Genomic DNA, 24,018 nt, shown 5'->3' with positions numbered 1-24,018 from the left:
TTTGGTTGTATCTTTGTGGCTTATTTTTACTACGATTTTTAAGATTTATGGAACACGTTGAGAAAGTAATTGATGAAAAAAAACAAGGTAAACCTTTATTAACTGATCAAAGAAAAGGTAATGATAAAAAGCTTTTTATTGAAAGTTATGGATGTCAAATGAACATGAACGACAGTGAAATTGTTGCCTCTATACTTGCTGAACAAGGCTTCAATACCACTGGTAACATAGAAGAAGCAGACCTTGTATTAATGAATACTTGTTCTATTCGAGAAAAAGCAGAACAAACTGTTAGAAATAGACTGGAAAAGTACAACCATGCAAAAAAACGCAACCCAAAAATGAAAGTTGGTGTTTTAGGATGTATGGCAGAAAGATTAAAAACTAAATTTCTAGAAGAAGAAAAGATTGTTGATCTTGTTGTTGGACCAGATGCGTATCGAGACCTACCTAACTTAGTAGAAGAAGTAGAGGCAGGAAGAGATGCTATCAATGTAATTCTATCTAAAGAAGAAACCTATGCAGACGTTTCCCCTGTAAGATTAAATTCAAACGGAGTGTCAGCCTTTGTTTCAATAACACGTGGATGTGATAACATGTGTACTTTCTGCGTTGTTCCTTTCACTCGGGGTCGTGAACGTAGTCGTGATCCTCAAAGTATCATTAGTGAAATTCGATCAATGCAAGAAAAAAATTATAAAGAAATTACCTTGTTAGGTCAAAATGTTGACTCATATCTTTGGTACGGGGGCGGACTAAAAAAGGATTTTACAAAAGCCTCGGAAATGGCAAAAGCTACAGCCGTTGATTTTGCAAGTTTATTAGACATGTGCGCCAATGAGTTTCCTAAGATGCGTTTTCGTTTTTCTACATCAAACCCTCAAGACATGACATTAGATGTAATTCATGTGATGGCAAAACATAAAAATATTTGTAAATATATACACCTTCCTATTCAAAGTGGTAGTAATGCTATGCTTAAAGCTATGAATCGTCAACATACCCGTGAAGAGTATTTAGAATTGGTGAAAAATATCTACAAAATTATACCCGAAATGCACTTGAGTCAAGATATGATTGCTGGTTTCTGCGGTGAAACTGAACAAGATCATAAGGATACGCTTGATTTAATGGAACAAGTAAAATATAGTTTCGGTTTCATGTTTGCTTATTCTGAGAGACCTGGGACCTTAGCGGCAAAGAAAATGGAAGATGATATTCCATTAAAAGTAAAGAAACGTCGATTACAAGAAATCATCAATTTACAACAAGACCACAGTTTATTTAGAGCAAAAGAACATGTTGGAAAAGTGCAAGAAGTACTTATTGAAGGAACTTCTAAAAAAAATGCTAACGAATGGAAAGGACGTAATACCCAAAACACAGTAGTAGTTTTCCCAAAAGAACATTATAAAATGGGAGAATTTGTAAATGTAAAAATTGAAGATTGTACATCTACAACTTTAAAAGGCGCTGCTGTTGGATATTCAGATAACAATTAGAATTTTAATAAAAATTTATACATTATGAAAAAGTTATACATTATGATTATCGTCATTGTACTAGTTTCTTGCTCTAGTAACGAAAGCAATAAAATAGTGAATGAAGGAACATCTTTAAAAAATTACAAAATAATATATCCAGGTGATCAAGGCTTCATTCATTATTTTAACGAATCTCAAGCTATTGAAAGTATAAGAACTGGTCCTGGTTTTAATGATTTTGTTTTCTACAATTTTGAATACCAAAATAATTTAATGTCGAAATTCGAATATCTCAATGGGTTGGGAAACCTTTTACAATCTTACAATTTCAATTATGACTCAAATGGGAAACTAACTTCTTTAGTTTACAAAAAAGATACATTTGAATATACGAGGACCTTCACTTACACTAACAATTCTATTTCATCAGTGATACCTGATGATAATTCTGATGATACTTATAAGATTACGTTCTTACTAAATGAGAAAGGTTTAGTTAATGAATTAACAAAAATCAATCTAAGTAATAATGAAAATGAAGCTTTAGTGAAATTTACGTATGACAATAATGATAACTGTACATTTATTTATTCCAAGATTGATTATGGATTTGGAGCTATTGAGAAAAACTTAAATATACAGTATAGCGATAAAAATAATCCGTTAAAGAGTCATTATACATCAAGCTACATAGCTTATTTCGCCATCTATGGTGACTTTAATATTTTACAAGAAGATATTATTTCATTAATTGTAAATTTTGGTAATAACACCGTTACAAAGAGCCCTGAATTTAACTTTGAATATATTTATAATTCAAATGGATATCCAGTAAGTGCAGAAGTGTTTGACACTGCTACAGGAAATAAATCTCGTTCAATAGAATACAATTATTAATATACATAGATAGTAAAATACTCGCATTAAGAAACGTAAGCTAAAATAGATTTAGAATAAACTAAAGACTAAAAATTTTGGAAAATTTACAAGCAATAAAACAACGATTTGGAATTATTGGTAACGATCTTCAATTAAACAGAGCTATAGAAAAAGCTTTGCGAGTTGCACCTACTGACATCTCTGTTTTAGTAGTTGGAGAAAGTGGTGTTGGTAAAGAAAGTGTTCCAAAGATAATTCACCAGTTGTCACATAGAAAGCATGCCAAATATATAGCTGTAAATTGCGGAGCTATTCCTGAAGGAACTATTGATAGTGAACTGTTTGGACATGAAAAAGGATCTTTTACGGGTGCAACTCAAACGCGAAAAGGATATTTTGAAGTAGCTGATGGTGGAACTATATTTTTAGATGAAGTTGGAGAACTCCCCCTTACTACTCAGGTACGTCTTTTACGTGTTTTAGAAAATGGGGAATTTATCAAAGTAGGCTCTTCTCAAGTTCAAAAAACGAATGTAAGAATTGTAGCCGCGACAAATGTCAATATGCATGAAGCGATTTCAAAAGGAAAATTTAGAGAAGACCTTTATTACAGGCTTAGTACTATTGAGATTTCCCTCCCCCCACTTAGACATCGCGGTGAAGACATTCATCTTCTTTTCAGAAAATTTGCAGCAGACTTTGCTCAAAAATACCGAATGCCCGCTATTCGATTAGAAAATAACGCTGTCAAAACTTTGGTAAGTTATAGCTTTCCTGGTAATATTCGTCAGTTAAAAAATATTGCAGAGCAAATATCTGTAGTCGAGGAAGATAGAAACATTACTTCAGAGAAAATAATCCAATATCTTCCAGATTTAAAAGGTAACTTACCTGCTGTTATTAAAAATAATGATTCAAAAAATGATTTTGCCAATGAAAGAGACATTATGTACAAAATCTTGTTTGATATGCGTAACGACATTAATGATCTAAAAAAATTAACTTTAGACTTATTAAAAGATGGGAACTCTAAACAAGTTAGAGAAGAAAATCATCGCTTAATCCAAAAAATTTATAAAGAGCAAGAGACTGAAGTTGTTCCAAAAGTTGAAGTTGTTCAAATACCGCAACAATCGAATCAAAATAATTATGATTTCATTGAAACAATCGAAGAAGATGAAAATTTTTCTTTACAGGAGAAGGAAGTAGAAATGATCAAAAAATCTCTCGAAAAAAATAATGGAAAAAGAAAATTAGCAGCAAAAGAACTAGGGATTTCCGAAAGAACACTTTATAGAAAAATTAAACAGTACGACCTCTAACTTCACAAAAACTAGATAGATTATTATGAGAAAAATATTTCAATTTCTATTTTCGATACTCATCATAACAACCTTTATTTCTTGTGGTATTTATTCATTTACCGGAGGAGATGTTGGTGATGCAAAAACTATTCAAATAGACTTTTTTCGTAACGAGGCACCAATCATTGAACCTGGTTTAGGACAAAAATTTACTCAAGATCTTCAGGATCTATTCACCAGGCAAACTAATTTAACTTTAGTTTCTAAAAATGGCCAACTACATTTTGATGGAGAAATTGTTGATTATAGAATAACTCCTATGACCGCTCAGGCAAACCAAACAGCTGCACAAAATAGACTAACTATAGTTGTAAATACACGATATACAAATAACTTAGATGAGAAGAAAAATTTTGAAAAACAATTTTCCTTTTACTACGATTACGCGGCTGCTGTGCAGCTTACAGGCAGCCAACTAGATGCCGCTTTTGACGAAATTATAGAAAGAATTACTCAAGATATATTTAATGCTTCTGTTGGTAAATGGTAAAATTTAATTAATGTGAAAAACACAACAAGGTACATACAAAAAATTATAGCTAATAATGCAATTAGTGAGAATGATCATAATAATCTAAAGGAAATCATATTAAAACATCCTTATTTTCAATCAGCAAGAGTCTTATACCTAAAAAGTCTTAAAAACAAGGAAAGCTATAAATATAATCATGAACTTAAAATTGTGGCTGCACATACTACCGACAGAAAAATTTTATTTGATTTAATTACGTCAAAAAAATTTCAAAAAGAGCATTTCGAAAAAGATAAAAAAAACAATCAAAAAAAACCTATTTCTTTAAAAGGCTTTGCTACTCAAAAAAAAGAAAATATAGAAAAATCAATTCAGGAACTCTCTATAGGAAAACCTATTAATTTTACTAAAAATGAAACTTTTTCCTTTAATCAATGGCTAGAACTTTCTTCAAAAAAAACAATTGTTAGAGATTCAAATATTCAACAGATTATCGAAGGGGGGCAACAGAATTCAATTATAGATAAATTCATTGAAAATAACCCAAAAATATCTAGACCTTCAAAAATAAATAATCCTAATTTAAAGACTGTAGAAGTTCAAGAAGATAATCAATTAATGACCGAAACACTGGCAAAGGTTTACCTTGAACAAAAAAAATATGAAAGTGCCATCAAAGCATATAAGATATTAATTTTGAAATATCCAGAAAAAAGTGGTTTCTTTGCAGACCAGATAAAAAAAATAAAAATATTACAAAATCATAAATAATGACAACATATACTTTACTTTTAATTTTAATATTGATTGTGGCGGTTGCTCTCATATTAATTGTGATGGTACAAAACCCTAAAGGTGGTGGATTGTCTTCTTCTTTTGGAGGAGGTGCTCAAAATATTGGTGGTGTTCAAAACACCAACACCTTTCTCGATAAAACAACATGGACTTTAGCTATAGCTATGTTTGCACTGATTTTATTAGCCAATTTTGCTATTCCAAGAGGAAATGGAGAGAATGCTCCTCAATTAGAGGAAACGCTAAGTAATGTTGAAACTACAACAGAAAGTTCAAACACATCAGATGCAACAGACACAAAAACTACTAAAGATAGTGTTCAATAAAAAATAAACTTTGTTTGAATAAAAAAATGTCAACGTGTCATAATCGTTGACATTTTTTTTATTTTAAAAATAGAATACTTGAAATTCTGTCAGTATGGTTTTAATGGCATAGTTTCTGTCAATATAAAATCTGAATCAAAAAATATAACTAAAAAATATAAAATGGGATTAAACATTAAACCTTTAGCAGATAGAGTTCTTGTTGAGCCAGCTGCAGCAGAGACCACTACTGCTTCAGGAATCATTATTCCTGACAATGCTAAAGAAAAACCGCAAAAAGGGACAATTGTTGCGGTTGGAAATGGAACCAAAGACGAGCCCTTAACCGTTAAGGTTGGTGATACCGTATTATATGGTAAATATGCTGGTACTGAGTTAAAGCATGAAGGTAAAGATTACCTTATTATGAGAGAAAGTGATGTATTCGCTATAATCTAAAATGACTCATAAAAAACAAAGACTAAATTAACCAAAACCTTGTGTTTCTTACCCACAAGGTTCAAAAATTGAAAAAACAACAATGGCAAAAGATATAAAATTTGATGTTGACGCTCGCGAAGGTTTAAAACGTGGTGTTGATGCATTAGCAAATGCAGTAAAAGTAACATTAGGTCCTAAAGGGCGTAATGTAATTATTTCAAAATCATTTGGAGCTCCGCATGTAACTAAAGATGGTGTTTCTGTTGCAAAAGAAGTTGAATTAGAAGATGCTCTTGAAAATATGGGGGCACAAATGGTAAAAGAAGTAGCTTCTAAAACAAATGATTTGGCTGGAGATGGTACTACAACTGCTACCGTTCTTGCTCAATCAATTGTTAAAGAAGGTTTAAAAAATGTTGCTGCTGGTGCTAATCCGATGGATTTAAAACGTGGGATAGAAAAAGCTGTCAATGCCATAACTGAGGATCTTTCTAAACAATCAAAAGAAGTTGGTGATTCATCTGAGAAGATTCAACAAGTTGCCTCTATTTCTGCTAACAATGATGCCTTTATAGGTAATTTAATTTCAGAAGCTTTTGGGAAGGTAGGTAAAGAGGGTGTTATTACTGTAGAAGAAGCTAAAGGAACTGACACATATGTGGATGTTGTAGAAGGAATGCAATTCGACAGAGGATACCTATCTCCATATTTTGTTACCGATGCTGACAAGATGATTGCTGATCTTGAAAGTCCTTATATATTATTATTTGACAAGAAAATATCTAACTTACAAGAAATTCTTCCAATCTTAGAACCTGTAGCGCAGTCTGGGAAACCTTTATTAATCATTGCTGAAGATGTAGACGGGCAAGCTCTTGCTACCCTTGTCGTTAATAAATTACGTGGAGGATTAAAAATAGCAGCTGTAAAAGCTCCTGGCTTTGGAGATAGAAGAAAAGCAATGCTAGAAGATATTGCTATTTTAACTGGTGGAACTGTTATTTCAGAAGAGAGAGGTTTTTCTCTTGAAAACGCAACTTTAGATCTTTTAGGCACTGCAGAAACAGTTACCATTGATAAAGACAATACTACAATCGTAAATGGAGCAGGTGATGAAGCTCAAATAAAAGCTAGAGTTAATCAGATAAAAGCTCAAATAGAAACGACCACTTCTGATTATGATCGTGAAAAATTACAGGAACGCTTAGCTAAACTAGCTGGTGGTGTAGCTGTTTTATATGTAGGTGCTGCCTCAGAGGTTGAAATGAAAGAAAAGAAAGATCGAGTTGACGATGCTTTGCATGCTACAAGAGCAGCTGTAGAAGAAGGTATTGTTGCCGGTGGTGGTGTTGCCTTGGTAAGAGCTAAAAAAGTACTTGAATCTTTGGCTACTGATAATTTAGACGAAACTACAGGTATACAAATTGTAAATAAAGCTATTGAATCTCCATTAAGAACCATTGTAGAGAATGCAGGTGGTGAAGGATCTGTAGTTATTAATAAAGTATTAGAAGGTACTACTGATTTTGGGTACGATGCAAAATCTGAAGCCTATGTAAATATGTTAGAAGCGGGAATTATTGATCCTAAAAAAGTAACTCGTGTTGCTTTGGAAAATGCTGCTTCAGTATCTGGTATGATTTTAACAACTGAATGTGCTTTAGTTGATATTAAGGAAGATACGCCAGCTGCGGCAATGCCTCCAATGGGTGGTGGAATGCCAGGAATGATGTAAGAAAAGTCCGATTAATCTAACTTTTGTCTGGATACTTTTTTCATAAGGCAAAATTAAAAATAAAAAACCTGTCAGTAATAAACTGCAGGTTTTTTATTTCACACCAAACTTTTTAATAACTTAAAGTTGCTGAGATGCTATTTTTTCATTTCTTTCATTCGAATCTTTTATGTTTAGATTATTATATTTTGTAGTAATAGAAAGTGCGGTTCACGCCTCTAGCATAATTAATAAAAGTGTGTCAAATATATCTATCAATAATATATTGTCTGAAGAATATAAAATTTTCAATTAATATTGGATTATGATTGTCTATAGTTAATTTCTTGGGCAAACAGAGAACTTCGAATAACAAAATAAAAATACAACTAAAAAAAGACTCAAATCAGTTACTTTCAGTAAGTCTTGATCATAATACTAAATCAGCAAGTATTAATTTTATATATAATACAAACCATAAATTGGAAAAGATTATCGCTTCAAATTCGGATAAGTCTAAATCTTTAATTTATAGTGATATTGTGCTAAATTTGACGGAAATAATAACACCTTTGAAAACTTAAATATTTCAGGATTGTATCCAAATCTCATATAATCAACATAAAGAGGATACCATTGCGGAATATGACTACAATTGAAATCCAAATAAAATAATTATTCATAACGTTGTGAATATGAAATATATTCAAATGGAAGTTGGAGCATTATCACAGATGATGTCACGGTCAAAACTACTTACGACAATTATCCTAACCTTTTTTCACACCTTAAAATCAGCTGGAGGTATTGGCATATTAAATTATATAGATTTAAATATTGGAATAAATATACAGTCTACAGAAATAGTTTAAAAAATGGGGAAAAATAATAAAACCACATTACTTCTTGGATACGACAGCGATAATCATCCTATTAAAGCAAACACAACATAAGGTACTAATATACAGATAATAGTAGAGGTTATTTATTCTTATTACTAAACCGAATTATACTTTATTATTGATATAGACTTCGTAAATTTAATTACAAAGTATTGTTATTTAAAATAGTTTTAAAAACACCATTATAGCTGGCTATAATGGTGTTTTATTGCAATCATACTTTTATTTTATGTCGTATAAAAAAGGCATTCTTGCTTGAATTCCTTTTAAACTCTTAAATTCTCTAATATTCTTGTAAGCCTCAATTTCTTGTTCTTCTAACAATTCTTTTAAAATTTCTTCTTTTGCTAATCTGGCAAAAGGGAATGCTTTAAGAGATTCTTTTATGTCTTTTTTATAATTAGGATAATTTCTTATTCTATAATCTTCTACCCCTGCTATTTCCGCTGCTATTTTTACAGCTTTATCTAAACCTCCTAACTCATCAACCAATCCATTTTCTTTTGCTTCTTTCCCTGTCCAAACACGACCTTGGGCTAATTTATCAACCTGCTCAATTGGCATCCCTCTACCTGTTGAAACTCTATCTACAAAAAGATCATATGTCTTTTCTACACCATCCTTTGTTACCTCATAAAATTTTTTACTCATCGGCTCAAACAAACTATAATTTGGGCTATTATTTGTAGAAATTTGCTCCGCATTTATCCCCAGTTTACTAGCGAGTTTAGTAGCATTTGGTAATAATCCAAAGACACCAATTGAGCCTGTAATTGTTGTTGGTTCCGCAATAATTTTAGTAGCATTACAAGCAATATAGTAACCCCCTGATGCTGCAACATTACCCATAGATACAACCAATGGTTTTTCTTTCTTTGCTAAATGTAATTCTCTCCAAATTAATTCAGAAGCTAAAGCACTACCCCCAGGCGAATTTACCCTTAACACTATTGCTTTTACATTTGAATCCTTTCTTGCTTTCCTTATCGCTTTGTTAATCAAATCTTGACCAATAACATCTTCATTACCCTCTCCATATAAAATTTGTCCCTGCGCATAAATAACAGCTATTTTGTTTTTTGCAGAAGATCTAATTCTTCCTTTTCCTGATTTGATATAGTCTTCTATTGTAATATGTGCTGGTTTTTCCCCTATCATAGAGGCTAACTTCGACTCGTATTGATCTTTATAAATTACTTGATCTATCAAATTATTTCCAAGTGATAATTTAGCATCTCTACCTTCCACCTTATCTGCGATAACATTTAACTGATCTTCAGATATACTTCTGTTTTCTGAAATTCCTTCAATCACTTCAGACCAAATAGACTTTAAAAATGAAATTGTCTGTTCTTTATTAGCTTCACTCATTTCATTACTCAGATAAGGCTCAACGGCACTTTTATATTTTCCATGCCTTATTACCTCTAATTTTACACCAAATTTATCTTGAAAATCTTTGTAATATAATATTTCCGTAGAGAGCCCTTTAAAGTCGATGAAACCTACAGGGTTTAAAAAGACACTATCAGCAACAGAGCTTAAATAATAATTTTTTTGATCATAAAACTCATTATAGGCATAAATAAACTTTCCGCTTTCTTTAAAATCTTTTAATTTATTACGAATAGCTTGCACCTGAGCAATACCTGCGTTTACTGTTGATGTATTTATGCTAATACCTTTTATCCTTGAATCGCTTTTAGCGTTTTCTATAGCTGCTATAATGGTATTTAAACCTAAATAACTCGGTTCTATTTCCAAAGCCTCAATTAGCGGATTATCTTCTTTCGGAGCATAATCTTTAACTTTTAAAGATAAATCTAAATTTAAAATAGAGTTTGGTTCTACAATAACTTCTTTAGATGATCCTGCAATAGTAGCGATAAATACAAAAAGCATCAGTATCAGAAAAAGCGCCACAAAAAAACCTAATATTGACGCTAATAAGTTTCTTAAAAACTTCATTTAAAATAATTTTATTCACAAATATACTATTTTAGTACGAGTAAAAATTACCTTAACATAATTCGATACTTATACTGGATAAATTGAAAATACTGAAATAAAAGGTAATTAACCTCATACCCATACTCTGTGTAAAAATCATATTCTATTCTATTTTCGTAAACAACTGGGTTAAATTGACTTGGGTTAGCTACTCTTTGGTTCCAAATTGGAACCAAAAACCTATTTTTAATCTCCAAATATTTTAATGAATGAAACCCTCTAGGCCTTGCAATTGTATTCAAATAAGAATTAAATCCCACATCTACTATAATAATTTCATACTCTAGGCTGTCATTAACTATAGCAACTGGTCTTTCATTATTCTTTATACTAGAATTCATAAAAGCAGAACCACATCTAGTTAGCATTACAACTAAAATAATAACTAAAAATAAATTTAGAGTTTTCACCAAAAACCTTTTACTTTAACAAAAATAAAAAATACTACTTTTTAAGATGATTTCATTGTCTAAAAAAACAATATTATGAAAAATAGGTGTTCATGGGTGCTTGACGATAAAACGTATAATAAGTATCATGATGAAGAATGGGGTGTTCCTGTCTATGATGATGATACTTTATTTGCTTTTTTAATTTTAGAAACCTTCCAAGCAGGATTGAGCTGGATTACCATTTTAAAAAAGAGAGAGCACTTTAATAAAGCATTTGATAACTTCAACTATAAAAAAATTTCAAGTTATTCACAGGAAAAATATGAAGAATTACTAAATGATTCTAATATCATTAGAAATAAATTAAAAATTAAAGCAACAATAACAAATGCCAAAGCGTTCATTGAAATCCAAAAAAAGTATGGATCTTTTTCTAACTATTATTGGAAATTTGTTGATCAAAAATCAATTCAAAATAATTTTAAAACTCAAAATGAGGTTCCTACAACTTCAGAGTTAGCAAACAAAATATCAAAAGATCTTAAAAAGAAAGGATTTAAATTTGTCGGTCCAATAATTATTTATGCATTTATGCAGGCTACAGGAATGGTTAATGATCATACAACAGATTGTTTTCGTTATAAGGAAGTTCAAAATTTGTAACTTTAGCATCAATTATAGAAAACAATTAATTTATTTAATAATGAAACTCAAACAAACGCTTTTTTGTATTGCAACTACTAGTCTTTTGATATCTTGTGGTGTCGATACAAAAAAAGAAATCAAGAAAACAACAGAAACCAAAAAAGAATTTAATTATGTAGTTGAGCAATTTGCCGATATTAAAGTTTTAAGATACCAAATCCCAGGTTTTGAAGCGTTAACTTTGAAAGAGAAAAAGCTGGTGTATTATCTAACACAAGCAGGTTTATCTGGTAGAGATATTATGTGGGATCAAAACTATCGACATAACCTTGAGATTAGAGATGCACTTGAAACAATTAATACGGTTTTTACTGGAGATAGAGAAACAACTAATTATAAAGCTTTTAAAACCTATTTAAAACGAGTATGGTTTTCGAATGGAATTCACCATCACTATTCAAACGACAAAATTAAACCTGAATTCTCAGCTGATTTCTTAAAAGAATTACTGAATCAAACGAAAACTTCTCTTTCTTCGGAAGCATTTGAAGTTATTTTCAATGAAAAAGATAATAAAAAAGTAAATAAAAAGGCTGGGGTTGATAATGTATTAGCATCAGCAGTAAACTTTTATGGTCCAGACATAACTAGTAAAGATGTAGAAGATTTTTATAGTAAAGCATACAAAGGTCCAAAAGGAACTCCCATAGAAGCCGGATTAAACTCAACTTTAGTTCGTGAGAATGGTAAACTTGTTGAGAAAGTATGGAAATCTGGAGGTCTCTATGGTGAAGCTATTGATAAAGTCATTTACTGGTTGGAAAAAGCTAGTACTGTTGCAGAAAATGACAAACAAGCTAAAACACTGAATTTATTAATTGAATATTATCGTACGGGAAATTTAGACACTTGGGATAAGTATGCCATTTCATGGGTTAATGCTACAGAAGGAAATATTGACTGGATAAATGGTTTTATTGAAGTTTACAATGATCCAAAAGGATATAGAGGATCTTACGAATCAATAATTCAAATTAAAGATTTCGATATGTCAAAAAAAATGAAAGTTTTATCTGACAATGCTCAATGGTTTGAAAACGAATCACCTCTAAACCCAAAACATAAAAAAGAGAATGTTGTTGGTGTTTCATATAAGACAGTTAATGTCGCTGGAGAGGCTGGTGATGCATCTCCAAGTACTCCAATCGGCGTAAACTTACCCAATAATAATTGGATTCGTCAAGAACATGGATCTAAATCTGTTTCACTTGGAAATATAATTGGCTCATATAATAATGCTGGAGGAACAGGAAGGTTAAAAGAATTCGCTTTTGATCAGGAAGAAATTGATTTAGAAATTAAATATGGTAAACTCGCTGATAAGCTCCATACGGCACTACATGAGGTAATTGGTCATGCTTCTGGAAAAATAAATGATGGTATTGGCCAACCAAAAGAGACGTTAAAAAATTATGCTTCTACCATGGAAGAAGGAAGAGCTGATTTAGTAGGTCTCTACTATTTAATGGATCCAAAGTTACAAGAGTTAGGACTAGTTGATAACTGGGAAAAAGTTGGTAAAGCTGCTTATGATGGTTATATAAGAAACGGCTTAATGACACAGTTAATTAGAATAAATCTAGGAGATGATATTGAGGAAGACCATATGGTAAATCGTCAGTGGGTATCTGCTTGGTCATTTGAGCAAGGAAAAAAGGAAAATGTTATTGAAAAGATATCGAAAAATGGAAAAACATTTTACAATATCAACGATTACAAAAAGCTTCGTGAAATATTTGGAAGACTCTTAAAAGAAGCACAAAGAATAAAATCAGAAGGTGATTTTAATGCTGCAAAAGCTCTTGTTGAAGGGTATGGTGTGAAAGTAGATCAAAATATTCACAAGGAAGTTCTTAACAGGAATGCCAAATTTACCTCTGCTCCTTACAGCGGTTTTATAAACCCTATTTTGAAAGCACAAAAAGACGATAAAGGAAATATAATAGACATAAAATTAACACAACAAGAAACATTTGAAGATCAAATGTACTTCTACTCTAAAAACTATAGTTTTTTGCCTATTAAATAAAAGGTATTCTTTAAAATAAATTTACGACCGATTCATTTTACGAATCGGTTGTAAATTTTAATATTAATAACATGGTTCATCAATCAAAAGATCCTGGATTTGGATATAACTCTCAAAAAAATATTCGTGGAATCATCAATAAAGATGGTAGTTTAAATGTAATTCATGTCAATAAAAAATTTAATACCAACGACTTATTTACATACTTTATTGATATGCCTTGGTATAAACTTTTGCTTTTCGTTTTTCTTGGATATATTTCTTTAAATATTTTATTTGGTTTTATTTACGTAGCTATCGGTATTGATCAAATAACCCCTTCTAAAGGAAACATATTTGACGATTTTTTAAATGGATTTTTCTTTAGTGCTCAAACCTTAACAACTGTCGGTTATGGTGGAATTGCACCAAAAAGTGTTACTGCAAATATTATAGCTGCCTTTGAAGCTATGGTTGGCTTATTTAGCTTTTCTTTTTTCACAGGGCTTCTATATGGTCGATTCTCGAGAGCAAAAGCTTCTATTTTATTTAGTAAAAACTTTATTTATCGTGATTTTAAAAAAGGAAAAGCGATTATGTTTAGGTTAATGAATAGTAGGAAAACAGTAATGCTTGAACCAGAAATAACAGTTACTCTCTCTGTTAATGAAAAAAAAGAAGATGGTAGTTATAGTAGAAACTATTATGAGTTGTCTCTTGAAAGAGATAAAATAATGTATTTACCAACTGTATGGACAATCGTTCATGAAATTGACGAAGACAGTCCACTTTTCAAATATTCAAAAATAGAAATTAAAAATTTAGATGCTAAAATATACGCACTTTTAAAGTATCATGAAGAATCTTTTGGACAAGTAGTATATCAAGCTACCTCATATGACTTTTCAGATCTAGTAAGTGATGTAAAATACAAACGATCTTCAGGATTTAATGAAGATGGTTATACGGTTTTAGACCATCAAAAACTCAGTGATGTCGAGGAAATAAGTTAGTTTTTACTTATGTATTTAAACAAAAATAAAAATAGAAGTGTCACCAAAATTCCCATTGCGGTATACAAGGCCCCATTTTGATAATGTTTTTTATTTCTTTTTGCATCTTTTCTATAACTTAAAACCATGGCTGTTATAAACACTATAAGAAATAAACTTGCAAAAATTATTCGTCCTGGAGTAAACATAAAATTGTATTTTTAGCAAAGTTAAAGAATGATTTGATCTTGATATATTGTTTATATTATAAATTTTAAAATAAAACATCTTTATTATTCAAGACGACTCCAATTCTGAAAATAGAGTCACTCAAAAAATTAAAAACTTACTAAATGAACAAAGAAAATCTAATTGTATTAGATATTGATGATACGTTAACCATAAGTAATGAAAAACATACAGACGCATTGTTATATGCTATGAACCATTTTGGAATCTCGAAAGTGAATACAGACTGGAGAACCTATAAAAATGCTTCGGATAGCTACATCTTTTCAGTTAATTATGAAAAAACTTACAATAAAAAATTTAATTTCGACCTTATTCCTGAATTTGAAGAGGTGATGACTGAACATTTTTTATCATTTCCTGAAACTCCCGAAATTCCAGGAGCACAAAAAATTATTGATTTTTTTATTAATGAGACAAACTACGCTATTTGCTTCGCTACAGGTTCAATATTAAAACCTGCCCTACTTAAATTACAACAAGCTAAAATAAAAACCATAACAGAAGTCTTAGAATCCTCTAACAACATATTCACAAGAGAAGACATTGTAACCTCTGCAATAAACAAAGCAAAAAAGCACTTCGGAGTTGGCTATTTTAAACATATTATTTCCTTTGGAGATGGTTTATGGGATGCTACAACTGCAAAAAACTTAAATATTGAATTTGTAGGAGTAAATAAAAAAAATCTTGAAGACTTTAATAAAATAGGAATAAAACATCATATTGATAACTGGTTGGAGTTTGATTTAAATGAGACAGAAAAAAAATTAGGCATCAAATAAATAACACACTTAACAAAAATGAAAGATAAAATTAATTCGGTTCATAAATTTCATAAGGCTTTTGGCTTAGGAATTAAAAATGAACCCATAGCAAATATAGGCGAAGACAGAAAACTACTACGTTTTAATTTGATGAAAGAAGAAAATGAAGAATACCTAGATGCAGCTAAAAACAATGATTTGGTAGAGGTTGCTGATGCTCTTGGAGATATGCTTTATATATTATGTGGTACTATCATAGAGCACGGAATGCAAAATAAAATTGAAGAGGTTTTTAATGAAATTCAACGAAGCAACATGAGTAAACTTAATGAAGATGGCAAACCTATTTATAGAGAAGATGGTAAAGTACTAAAGGGACCTAATTATTTCAAACCTAATATTAAAAAAATTTTAGAGCTTTAAAACATTAAAACTCACTATCAAGTCTTTTTAACTCCATTGCGAGAGTTTTTACGTTACTTACCATTTTAACGATTACCCCCTCTCCATTTACAATTATGTGTGTTGGATACTGTTTCAATTTCAACTTTTTCATGTAGTTTCTTTGAGAGGGAATAGTTGCATATTTAAACTCCTTCGTCTTTAAAAATTTCTGCAACTTATCTTTTTCGTCAAATGCCAAACTTACAAAAACAACATTCCTTTCTTTATACTTATCAACTAACTCATTAAGTTCAGGAAACTCCTCTACACAAACTCTACAAGTAATAAACCAACACTTTATAACCATTAACTTACCCTTCGTTTGCTCTTCGTTAAAGCTTTTTCCCTCTAAACTTATGAAATCATGCTCAGGCAATCTACTTCCTTCCATTTTAAAGTAATGCATTGCTTTTTTCGCTAAACTTTTTATGCTTCTCTGTATTTTTTCTTCTGCTTTTGAATGTAAAGAGGTAAGTTGGTAAATTGGTATTATATCATTTGTGTCAATACTCTCAGGTAAATACAGCCCGTTTTCTAAAGTTGCTAAAAAATTTTCTTTTTCAATCACTTTTCCTTTTTCATCCTGTGGTTGAAAACTAGACATTAAATCAATATTATTTTTAATGTATTGATTCCATATCTTAAAACTACTTTGAGATGGAGGTAGCTCCTCCTCCTCTATCATTTTATTTAATTTTTTATCATTTTTGTTATTTACCTGATGATTGTTTTCATTATCAAAATAACGCACTGCTATAATTGTAGCTGTAAAAAACACAAATAAAACAGAAAGGACTATTAATATATTTTTTTTCATACCCGAGAAGAGTGCTAAGTTTAATAAAACTGAGCTAAATTTAGAGAAAATAATTTAAAAATTAAATTTTTACCCTCCAACCATATGTATCTTCAGAATTGTTATATTGAATATTTATTAATTTTTCTTTAAAAAATGATGCGTAAGTAGAAGCTATTTCAGGAATTTCATATTCAAAATCTTTGTGTTTAAATCCTTTTATTGGGTTTACAACTGCAGCAGTACCCGACCCGAAAATTTCTTTTAATTCCCCTTGTTTTGCTGCCTCTTTCAACTCAGAAACCTTTATTCCTCTTACCTCAACCTCTATACCGCTATCCTTTGCTAACTGAATAATGGATTTTCTTGTTATACCATCTAATATTCGATCGCTAATTGGTGCTGTAATTAACTTATCTCCAATTCTAAAAAAGATATTCATTGTACCTGCCTCTTCCATATACTCATGAGTATTTGCATCTGTCCAGATAATTTGTTGATATCCCTCATTTTGAACTAAATTTGTTGGGTAAAACTGAGAAGCATAATTACCTGCAGCTTTTGCATAACCAACTCCTCCACTAGCAGCTCTGCTAAACTTATCTGCAACAACCACTCTAACTTCACCTGCATAGTATGATTGGGCCGGAGAACAAATAACAATAAATTTATAATCATTTGATGGAGATGCTGAAATTGCTGGTTCAGTCGCAATCACAAAAGGACGTATGTACAAAGAATTACCTTCACCTTTTTTAATCCATGCTGTATCTATCTTTAATAATTTCTTTAATCCCTCATTAAATATTTCTTCGGGTAATGCTGGAATCGCCATTCTTTCTGATGAAATATTTAATCTTTTTATACTTTCATCTGGTCTGAACAAGAAAATATCTCCTTGATCATCTTTGTAAGCTTTCATCCCTTCAAATACAGCTTGCCCGTAATGAAAAACTCTTGCTGATGGCTCAAAAGTCATTGGCCCATAAGGAATAATTTCTGGACTTTCCCATTCACCATTAGAATAACTACAAACAAGCATGTGGTCAGTAAACACTTTACCGAAAGACAGGTTATTAAAATCTATGCTATCTATTTTTGAAGTTTCTACCTGCTGAATTTTGATTTCCATAAAAATTAAATTTTTAGTTTTTCACAAATTTACAAAAACAACTAGTACAAAAACCATTTACTTTAAGATTCAAGTAAATATATATATCTTTGCTTTAAACCTTACTATAAACACCTAGTTATGAAAACATTGAAACTATTATTAATTATTACTTTTATTTCTATTACATCTTGTAAAACAACAAGTAAACAAGATTATTTATCAAAAATAATGAAAGACAAAAGCGTTACCTTTTTAGGAGAAAAATTCTCTCATGAAGCAGTTTTAAGTAAAGATGAGCTACTTGACAAATATGAGGGATTAGCTATGAAAGACACTATTAAAGTAAAATTCATGTCTACAATCAATTCTGTTTGTAAGAAAAAAGGATGTTGGATGCGATTAGATCTAGGAAGAAATAAAGAGTCTTTGGTTCGTTTCAAAAACTATTCTTTTTTTGTACCTCTTAATTCTGAAAATAAAAAGGTAATTATAAATGGAAAAGCTTTTGTAAATGAAACATCTATTGAAGAATTAAAGCATTATGCTGAGGATGCTGGAAAAACGGAAGAAGAAATATCAAAAATCACAAAACCAGAATTTACTTATGCCTTTGAGGCAAGTGGCGTATTAATGGCATTAGAAAATTAACAGGACTTATTACTTTCAATAAAAATAAAAACTCATCAATGATGCATTCCATTATTGTAAATTCACATTTTAATCAATATAACAAATTAAGAGTTGAAAAGAGAAATAATTATAACTTCGGATGGGTCTACCACCATTCACTTACCTGAATGGAATGAACAATATCATTCCAAACATGGTGCTATACAGGAAGCATACCATGTCTTTATTAGAAATGGATTAAATATTATTGATAAAAAAGAAATTTCAATACTTGAAATAGGTTTTGGAACTGGTTTAAATTGTTTTATTACATTTTTAGAATCAAATAAAAACATAAACTATACTGGTATTGAAGCTTATCCGGTGAAAAGTAATGAAATTGATAAATTAAACTATGTTACTGAATTAAAGGCGGAAAAAAGTAATACTGTTTTTCAGAAAATACATAACACTTCCTGGGAGAAGAAACACCAAATCTCAAAAAAATTCACTTTAAAAAAAGAGCAAAAGTTCTTTGAAGACATAAACGAATCTGATGTTTTTGACCTTATTTATTTTGATGCTTTTGGAGCCCGTGTACAGCCCGAACTTTGGACTGAAAGTATATTTAAAAAAATGTTTGAAGCTTTAAAAAATAAAGGGATTTTAGTAACTTATTCTGCAAAAGGAAGTACAAGACGTGCGATGATAACCGCTGGTTTTAAAGTGGAAAGACTACCAGGACCTCCCGGTAAGAGGGAAATGCTTAGGGCAATTAAAAATACTGATCTTTAAACACTTTCTGAAATCAGTTCAAGTAACTATATTTGTAAAAATAAATAAAAACACAATTAAAAAACCTACCTTAAATACCAATTTTCACTTGTATATAGTTTAAGTTAAGCATTATCAAGCGAATAAAACCATTTAAAATGAAATTTAAAAGACGATTTGGAAATAGAAAAAAAACAACTCCAAAAAAAGGTTTGTTATTGGTAATGTTACTTGCTTTGATCCTTTTATTATGGTTTAATACTGAAAAATTTCTAGGGTACTTTTTATAGAAAACTAAAAAGAACAAATACGCTATTTATGAAACCTTTTATTTTTAAACAATTTACTGTACTTCAAGATAAATGTGCCATGAAAATAGGAACAGATGCTGTACTTCTTGGGGCATGGTGTTCTTTAAAACACTCTCCAGATACTATCCTAGACATTGGCTCAGGAACAGGAATTATCTCTCTAATGTTAGCACAGAGATCCAATGCTTCAACCATTGAAGCTATTGAAATAGATGAATTTGCCTACGAACAATCTGTCGAAAATTTTGAGCGTTCCGACTGGGGAGATCGTTTATTCTGTTATCATGGAGATTTCAGTAATCTTGTTGAAGAAATAATAGAAGAGGAAGAAACTTATGACCTAATAGTTTCCAATCCTCCATTTTACACAGAGAATTATAAAACAAAAGATCAATTACGAAACAAAGCTCGTTTCTCTGAATCTTTACCTTTTCATGATTTAATAAAAGGAAGTAGTAAGTTATTAAGTAAACATGGAATTCTAGCGGTAATAATTCCATTTAAAGAAGAAAATGCATTTATAAAATTAGCGGCTGATTATAACCTAAACTTAAAACGTGTGTGCCGTGTAAAAGGAAATATTAATTCAGATGTTAAAAGAAGTTTACTTGAATTCTCCTCTGATAAATTAACCTACACTGAAGAGGAATTAACTATTGAAAAAAAAAGGCATCAATATACAGATGCCTACACCAAACTAACAAAAGACTTTTATTTGAAAATGTAATATTTTCAATTCATTTAATAACTATCCTTTGATACTATTTGGGTTGTAACCTAAATATGGAACTTCTTTTTCAACAAAGGTTATTCCATATTCTTCTAATTCTTTCAAAATAGGTTGGTACACTTCTTTGCGAATAGGTAATTGTACACCTGGAGACGTAATTTCTTTATTTAAAATTTTAAGTGTAGCCATAGCTACTGGTAAACCAACAGTTTTAGACATAGCTGTGAATACCTGATCATCTCCTTTAATTACCATGCTACTCTCTATCTGTTTTTTCTTTCCATCCATTAGATATCCAAAAATATGATGCATTACAATCATATCTTTATCATTTTCCATCAACATCCATGAGTCCATCAATATTTTTTGTAATATTTTTGCTGGACTAGCATTTTTTAAGCCAACCTTTTTGTTATCATTAAATAAATCTAACTCCAAAAATTTATCCCACATCAAATCGTCTTGATCAATTTTTAAATAAGATCTAAATTTTAGTTCAACTGAATCGCTTGGTGAATACCCTAGAAATAAGTTTGTAAAATCACGATAACTCATACCTTCTGAATCTTCTATGGTATAACTATCATCAGTCATTCCTAGCTGAACAAATACATTCCATGCTCTGGAAAAACCAACCTTTCTTATAGTTCCTCTGTACATCGTTTTGATATCTTCTAAACCATAAATACTTCTATATTTCAATGAATCCCTATTGGCATAGGCTTCAAACTTTCCATTTCCATTTAAATTTAAAAACTCAGTTCTCCTAAATAATTTATGATATGGAATATACTTATAAGTCCCCTCTTGAATAAACATGGAAGCTCCTCCTTGTCCAGCTAAAACTACATTTCTCGGATTCCAAGTAAACTTATAATTCCACAAGTTAGTATCGCTTTCAGGAGCTACGAGTCCTCCACAAAATGATTCAAATAATAACATTTTACCTCCATTATCTTTTATTTTATCGATTACCTGCATCGCACTCATATGGTCAATACCTGGATCAAGTCCAATTTCATTCATAAAAACTAAACCTTTAGCTTCGACCTCAGCATTCAGTGACTTCATTTCTTCTGAAATATAAGATGCTGTTACCATATTCTTCTCAAATTTAACACAATCTTTTGCTACTTCAATATGAAAACGAGCTGGAAGCATAGAAACAACTATATCAGCATTTTTAATAGCCTCTTCTCTATCTTCTTTTTTAAACACATCAAGTTTGATAGCTGAAACATTATCTTTTCCTTTTGTTATAGCTAATGCACTCTCAAGTGATACATCTCCGACCGTAATGCGCAAAGATTCTTCAACTGATTTATTAGTCAAATACTTGATAAGTGATGAACTCGACCTGCCTGCTCCAATAATCAATATATTTCTCATTTTAAGTGTACTTTTGTTTTATTATTTTGGATTGACAATATCGTTAAAAAAGTTTAATTTCAAACAAAAAACAATTAAATGTATAAAAATATAACAACAAGTGCTATACTCGGTGGAATAGCGGTTATTTTAGGAGCTTTTGGTAGTCACATTTTAAAGGATAAATTATCTCCTGCGGCTTTAAATAGTTTTGAAACAGCTGTAAGATATCAAATCTACCATGTGCTATTAGTAATTTTTATAAATACAAATGAATACTTAAAAGTAACTGAAAAAAATAAAATATCAAAAATAGTATTCATTGGAATCTTTCTCTTTTCAGGATCTATTTACGCTATTCAATTATTAAAAATACCTGCAAAACTAATTTGGTTTACTACTCCTTTAGGGGGGCTATTTCTTATCATTGGATGGTTTTTAACTGCATTTTACTTTTTCAAGAAAACTATAAAGTAACATTCTATATCATATCAATAGAATTATTTGTTAGGGATCTAAAGCTTATAAATGTAACTAGAAAATTTAGGCAACTATTTAGAGTATATTTTAATATTATTAATACTATATAGAGAAAATCAATATAAACTTTAATTAAGACCTTTAGATTAATGAAATACTATTATTACCTGACAAGTTTCATCTAATTCAACTTTAAAAATAGTTATCAAACAACTCACTAGTAATTAACAACTACAAAAAAAAGACTGCTCTTTAGAGCAATCTTTTAATAAAAAATATTAATAATGATTAGAGATCCAATTTAAGAACCACATTTTCCTAAAGGATTCCATCCACCAGATACTCTTTCAAATAAATAATTTTTGTAGATCACTTTTGAACCAATACTATAATCACCTCTCTTCCATAAACTTACCCCTACACACCTATCTTTTCCTCCTGCTGCCGGGTACATTTGGTTAATCCCTTGAATATCTCCTGCCGAAAGCCCATCTCTTTGAACTGTATAACTTGATCCATCTTTTTTTTCTATGGTTGGTAAACCATTTTTCGAAAAAAATCTAGGTCCATACATCATTATTGACCCAAAATCTAACTCTGAAGTATATTCATCACCATCACCTCCTTGTTCTACATAAGTTTGAAAATTATTCTTACGACCATCTATAATATTGTTCGTATTTATGGTAACATATTGATCTCTGTCTTTTCTGCTCTGCTCATGGTATAAACCTACTGCATGACCAATTTCATGAATGGTATTTCCTAATGAACAGCTGGGCGCTAAGTTTATAGGCTGACGACCTCCTAATCTTCCAATAAAAGATGAACACCCACCACCTGTTTTAAAATATATATAATCTGATTGATTTGTTCTTCTCACAAACCTTAAAGCTGTATTTTCCTCCCAATGTTCAATTGCACGGGTAACACGTCCTTGATTAACCAAACTAGGCTCTATATCATAATAAACTGTGTTATTTAACCATCTTCCTCCTGTTCTTCCTACAGATCTTACTGAAGATTCTTCTAGACTAGGTTCTCCAACCTCATCTGGAGCTTGAGTTAATTGATTCGAATTAAAAAGGATATCGCCATCTAATACATAGACATCATTTATCTTCTCTAAGTTTAACTTGCTAGTACCATAATACATTGTTTGTGCTTTACCTATTGATGCTGGGAAAGCCTTTTCAGGATTAATTATTTTCTCAGAAAGGTTTGATTCTTTCAAGTCATTGGTATCTTCTGTTTGACATGAAGTAATAATCATAGCTGTAGCAATAGCTACTAACGCGGGTTTAAATTTTTTCATAATGAAGGGTTTAATTAATATTATATTGAATTATTCTCTAATTTATCGTTAAAAAACAATCCTTAATTGCAACGCTGTAGATTCTTCATTATTATTACTCTAAAAAGGAGAGTTATACTCAAACAAAGGTCTCCCAAAAACCTTAAACACTATGCAACAAAGAATTAAATTCAAATCTCCTTCAAAAAAAGGACTAGCTAAAAAAATGTTAAAGTCAAAAAGTTTATGATTTTAAGTTGTGGGATAATGTAAATTTCATCACAAAACTAATTTATGTTACTACTAAAAATTAGATAAAATAAAAGAGAGTCTTTTTCTTTGTTTAGATTATGAAAACATAAGTATAGTTGTAATTAAGATTTCTATTTGTATCAAAATGAAGAAAAAAAAGGAACGTTTTATTCAACTAATATCTAGTCATAAATAGTGCTTCCTATTTTACTTGAGATGTTATTGTTTGGCGAATTTCTTTTCTAATAAATATACAAATAATCTATTTTTTTTGTTTCAAAAACTTTGATAAAGAATAAATAATAAAAAACAGTATTGTTTTAGTTCGTTTAACAAAAAGAACTATTTTTGCTTTAAATAAAACACA

Annotated in this window: 23 protein-coding genes; 17 read left to right on the top strand and 6 right to left on the bottom strand. The window is 30.5% G+C overall.

Annotation, left to right across the window (positions count from 1 at the left end):
- Window positions 1-47 precede the first annotated feature (47 nt).
- The 8 genes from miaB (at window position 48) to groL (ending at window position 7,475) form a co-directional block, all read left to right on the top strand.
- Window positions 48-1,502: a tRNA (N6-isopentenyl adenosine(37)-C2)-methylthiotransferase MiaB gene (gene miaB, locus ACSIGE_RS12530; RefSeq protein ID WP_440880213.1), complete on the top strand. Its 1,455-nt coding sequence runs from the start codon at window positions 48-50 to the stop codon at window positions 1,500-1,502.
- A gap of 24 nt (window positions 1,503-1,526) precedes the next feature.
- Complete coding sequence (locus ACSIGE_RS12525) at window positions 1,527-2,381, top strand: hypothetical protein (RefSeq protein WP_440880212.1); 855 nt, start codon at window positions 1,527-1,529, stop codon at window positions 2,379-2,381.
- Window positions 2,382-2,458: 77 nt separating this feature from the next.
- Window positions 2,459-3,685 carry a sigma-54 interaction domain-containing protein gene (locus ACSIGE_RS12520; RefSeq protein WP_440880211.1) on the top strand — a complete coding sequence of 409 codons (1,227 nt, stop codon included), beginning with the start codon at window positions 2,459-2,461 and terminating at the stop codon, window positions 3,683-3,685.
- Between the two features lie 25 nt (window positions 3,686-3,710).
- The gene (locus ACSIGE_RS12515; RefSeq protein ID WP_440880210.1) at window positions 3,711-4,217 is read left to right on the top strand and encodes an LptE family protein; all 507 of its coding nucleotides are present in this window, start codon (window positions 3,711-3,713) and stop codon (window positions 4,215-4,217) included.
- A gap of 12 nt (window positions 4,218-4,229) precedes the next feature.
- Window positions 4,230-4,970 carry a tetratricopeptide repeat protein gene (locus ACSIGE_RS12510; RefSeq protein WP_440880209.1) on the top strand — a complete coding sequence of 247 codons (741 nt, stop codon included), beginning with the start codon at window positions 4,230-4,232 and terminating at the stop codon, window positions 4,968-4,970.
- Window positions 4,970-5,320: a preprotein translocase subunit SecG gene (gene secG / locus ACSIGE_RS12505; protein ID WP_440880208.1), complete on the top strand. Its 351-nt coding sequence runs from the start codon at window positions 4,970-4,972 to the stop codon at window positions 5,318-5,320. The genes ACSIGE_RS12510 and secG overlap by 1 nt, the downstream gene beginning before the upstream one ends.
- Before the next feature lie 162 nt (window positions 5,321-5,482).
- Complete coding sequence (locus tag ACSIGE_RS12500) at window positions 5,483-5,758, top strand: co-chaperone GroES (protein ID WP_440880207.1); 276 nt, start codon at window positions 5,483-5,485, stop codon at window positions 5,756-5,758.
- An 82-nt stretch (window positions 5,759-5,840) separates the two neighbouring features.
- Complete coding sequence (gene groL, locus ACSIGE_RS12495; RefSeq protein ID WP_440880206.1) at window positions 5,841-7,475, top strand: chaperonin GroEL; 1,635 nt, start codon at window positions 5,841-5,843, stop codon at window positions 7,473-7,475.
- A 1,103-nt stretch (window positions 7,476-8,578) separates the two neighbouring features.
- On the opposite strand, the gene sppA is transcribed toward groL, so the two are convergent.
- Both sppA and ACSIGE_RS12485 read right to left on the bottom strand, forming a co-directional pair.
- Window positions 8,579-10,324 (bottom strand): signal peptide peptidase SppA, encoded by a 1,746-nt coding sequence (sppA, locus tag ACSIGE_RS12490; RefSeq protein WP_440880205.1) that lies wholly within the window; start codon window positions 10,322-10,324, stop codon window positions 8,579-8,581.
- Between the two features lie 47 nt (window positions 10,325-10,371).
- Window positions 10,372-10,776 (bottom strand): DUF6146 family protein, encoded by a 405-nt coding sequence (locus ACSIGE_RS12485; protein ID WP_440880204.1) that lies wholly within the window; start codon window positions 10,774-10,776, stop codon window positions 10,372-10,374.
- A gap of 75 nt (window positions 10,777-10,851) precedes the next feature.
- Between ACSIGE_RS12485 and ACSIGE_RS12480 the strand changes: the two genes are divergently transcribed.
- The 5 genes from ACSIGE_RS12480 (at window position 10,852) to ACSIGE_RS12460 (ending at window position 15,902) form a co-directional block, all read left to right on the top strand.
- Window positions 10,852-11,421 carry a DNA-3-methyladenine glycosylase I gene (locus ACSIGE_RS12480; RefSeq protein ID WP_440880203.1) on the top strand — a complete coding sequence of 190 codons (570 nt, stop codon included), beginning with the start codon at window positions 10,852-10,854 and terminating at the stop codon, window positions 11,419-11,421.
- A gap of 40 nt (window positions 11,422-11,461) precedes the next feature.
- Window positions 11,462-13,492, top strand: a complete 2,031-nt coding sequence (locus ACSIGE_RS12475; protein ID WP_440880202.1) for a dipeptidyl-peptidase 3 family protein — start codon at window positions 11,462-11,464, stop codon at window positions 13,490-13,492.
- Between the two features lie 71 nt (window positions 13,493-13,563).
- Complete coding sequence (locus tag ACSIGE_RS12470; RefSeq protein ID WP_440880201.1) at window positions 13,564-14,484, top strand: ion channel; 921 nt, start codon at window positions 13,564-13,566, stop codon at window positions 14,482-14,484.
- A 332-nt stretch (window positions 14,485-14,816) separates the two neighbouring features.
- Window positions 14,817-15,497, top strand: a complete 681-nt coding sequence (locus ACSIGE_RS12465; RefSeq protein ID WP_440880200.1) for an HAD family hydrolase — start codon at window positions 14,817-14,819, stop codon at window positions 15,495-15,497.
- Window positions 15,498-15,515: 18 nt separating this feature from the next.
- Window positions 15,516-15,902, top strand: coding sequence for a hypothetical protein (locus tag ACSIGE_RS12460; RefSeq protein ID WP_440880199.1), 387 nt, complete (start codon window positions 15,516-15,518; stop codon window positions 15,900-15,902).
- A gap of 4 nt (window positions 15,903-15,906) precedes the next feature.
- Here ACSIGE_RS12460 and ACSIGE_RS12455 read toward each other — a convergent pair whose 3' ends face one another.
- Together ACSIGE_RS12455 and ACSIGE_RS12450 are read right to left on the bottom strand one after the other, a co-directional pair.
- Window positions 15,907-16,740 carry a TlpA family protein disulfide reductase gene (locus tag ACSIGE_RS12455; protein ID WP_440880198.1) on the bottom strand — a complete coding sequence of 278 codons (834 nt, stop codon included), beginning with the start codon at window positions 16,738-16,740 and terminating at the stop codon, window positions 15,907-15,909.
- A gap of 61 nt (window positions 16,741-16,801) precedes the next feature.
- Window positions 16,802-17,851, bottom strand: coding sequence for a branched-chain amino acid aminotransferase (locus tag ACSIGE_RS12450; protein ID WP_440880197.1), 1,050 nt, complete (start codon window positions 17,849-17,851; stop codon window positions 16,802-16,804).
- A 120-nt stretch (window positions 17,852-17,971) separates the two neighbouring features.
- Between ACSIGE_RS12450 and ACSIGE_RS12445 the strand changes: the two genes are divergently transcribed.
- From ACSIGE_RS12445 to ACSIGE_RS12435, 3 genes are all read left to right on the top strand, one after another.
- The gene (locus tag ACSIGE_RS12445) at window positions 17,972-18,481 is read left to right on the top strand and encodes a DUF4920 domain-containing protein (protein ID WP_440880196.1); all 510 of its coding nucleotides are present in this window, start codon (window positions 17,972-17,974) and stop codon (window positions 18,479-18,481) included.
- A 93-nt stretch (window positions 18,482-18,574) separates the two neighbouring features.
- Window positions 18,575-19,237: a tRNA (5-methylaminomethyl-2-thiouridine)(34)-methyltransferase MnmD gene (gene mnmD / locus ACSIGE_RS12440; RefSeq protein WP_440880195.1), complete on the top strand. Its 663-nt coding sequence runs from the start codon at window positions 18,575-18,577 to the stop codon at window positions 19,235-19,237.
- 297 nt (window positions 19,238-19,534) lie between these two features.
- Window positions 19,535-20,254, top strand: a complete 720-nt coding sequence (locus ACSIGE_RS12435; RefSeq protein WP_440880194.1) for a tRNA1(Val) (adenine(37)-N6)-methyltransferase — start codon at window positions 19,535-19,537, stop codon at window positions 20,252-20,254.
- A 21-nt stretch (window positions 20,255-20,275) separates the two neighbouring features.
- On the opposite strand, the gene ACSIGE_RS12430 is transcribed toward ACSIGE_RS12435, so the two are convergent.
- Window positions 20,276-21,646, bottom strand: a complete 1,371-nt coding sequence (locus ACSIGE_RS12430; protein WP_440880193.1) for a saccharopine dehydrogenase family protein — start codon at window positions 21,644-21,646, stop codon at window positions 20,276-20,278.
- Window positions 21,647-21,724: 78 nt separating this feature from the next.
- Between ACSIGE_RS12430 and ACSIGE_RS12425 the strand changes: the two genes are divergently transcribed.
- The gene (locus ACSIGE_RS12425; RefSeq protein WP_440880192.1) at window positions 21,725-22,102 is read left to right on the top strand and encodes a DUF423 domain-containing protein; all 378 of its coding nucleotides are present in this window, start codon (window positions 21,725-21,727) and stop codon (window positions 22,100-22,102) included.
- Between the two features lie 304 nt (window positions 22,103-22,406).
- Here ACSIGE_RS12425 and ACSIGE_RS12420 read toward each other — a convergent pair whose 3' ends face one another.
- The gene (locus ACSIGE_RS12420; RefSeq protein ID WP_440880191.1) at window positions 22,407-23,420 is read right to left on the bottom strand and encodes a M12 family metallopeptidase; all 1,014 of its coding nucleotides are present in this window, start codon (window positions 23,418-23,420) and stop codon (window positions 22,407-22,409) included.
- Between the last annotated feature and the right edge of the window lie 598 nt (window positions 23,421-24,018).

This window comes from Tenacibaculum profundi, from assembly GCF_052050075.1.
Taxonomy (GTDB): domain Bacteria; phylum Bacteroidota; class Bacteroidia; order Flavobacteriales; family Flavobacteriaceae; genus Polaribacter.
Note: the sequence above shows the minus strand (reverse complement) of the source record. Positions and strands in the feature narration are given on the sequence as shown.

Coding starts and splice junctions, on each gene's coding strand:
- miaB (WP_440880213.1), top strand. CDS start 48: ATGGAACACGTTGAGAAAGTAATTGATGAAAAAAAACAAGGTAAACCT.
- ACSIGE_RS12525 (WP_440880212.1), top strand. CDS start 1,527: ATGAAAAAGTTATACATTATGATTATCGTCATTGTACTAGTTTCTTGC.
- ACSIGE_RS12515 (WP_440880210.1), top strand. CDS start 3,711: ATGAGAAAAATATTTCAATTTCTATTTTCGATACTCATCATAACAACC.
- secG (WP_440880208.1), top strand. CDS start 4,970: ATGACAACATATACTTTACTTTTAATTTTAATATTGATTGTGGCGGTT.
- ACSIGE_RS12500 (WP_440880207.1), top strand. CDS start 5,483: ATGGGATTAAACATTAAACCTTTAGCAGATAGAGTTCTTGTTGAGCCA.
- groL (WP_440880206.1), top strand. CDS start 5,841: ATGGCAAAAGATATAAAATTTGATGTTGACGCTCGCGAAGGTTTAAAA.
- sppA (WP_440880205.1), bottom strand. CDS start 10,324: ATGAAGTTTTTAAGAAACTTATTAGCGTCAATATTAGGTTTTTTTGTG.
- ACSIGE_RS12480 (WP_440880203.1), top strand. CDS start 10,852: ATGAAAAATAGGTGTTCATGGGTGCTTGACGATAAAACGTATAATAAG.
- ACSIGE_RS12475 (WP_440880202.1), top strand. CDS start 11,462: ATGAAACTCAAACAAACGCTTTTTTGTATTGCAACTACTAGTCTTTTG.
- ACSIGE_RS12470 (WP_440880201.1), top strand. CDS start 13,564: ATGGTTCATCAATCAAAAGATCCTGGATTTGGATATAACTCTCAAAAA.
- ACSIGE_RS12465 (WP_440880200.1), top strand. CDS start 14,817: ATGAACAAAGAAAATCTAATTGTATTAGATATTGATGATACGTTAACC.
- ACSIGE_RS12460 (WP_440880199.1), top strand. CDS start 15,516: ATGAAAGATAAAATTAATTCGGTTCATAAATTTCATAAGGCTTTTGGC.
- ACSIGE_RS12455 (WP_440880198.1), bottom strand. CDS start 16,740: ATGAAAAAAAATATATTAATAGTCCTTTCTGTTTTATTTGTGTTTTTT.
- ACSIGE_RS12450 (WP_440880197.1), bottom strand. CDS start 17,851: ATGGAAATCAAAATTCAGCAGGTAGAAACTTCAAAAATAGATAGCATA.
- ACSIGE_RS12445 (WP_440880196.1), top strand. CDS start 17,972: ATGAAAACATTGAAACTATTATTAATTATTACTTTTATTTCTATTACA.
- ACSIGE_RS12435 (WP_440880194.1), top strand. CDS start 19,535: ATGAAACCTTTTATTTTTAAACAATTTACTGTACTTCAAGATAAATGT.
- ACSIGE_RS12430 (WP_440880193.1), bottom strand. CDS start 21,646: ATGAGAAATATATTGATTATTGGAGCAGGCAGGTCGAGTTCATCACTT.
- ACSIGE_RS12425 (WP_440880192.1), top strand. CDS start 21,725: ATGTATAAAAATATAACAACAAGTGCTATACTCGGTGGAATAGCGGTT.
- ACSIGE_RS12420 (WP_440880191.1), bottom strand. CDS start 23,420: ATGAAAAAATTTAAACCCGCGTTAGTAGCTATTGCTACAGCTATGATT.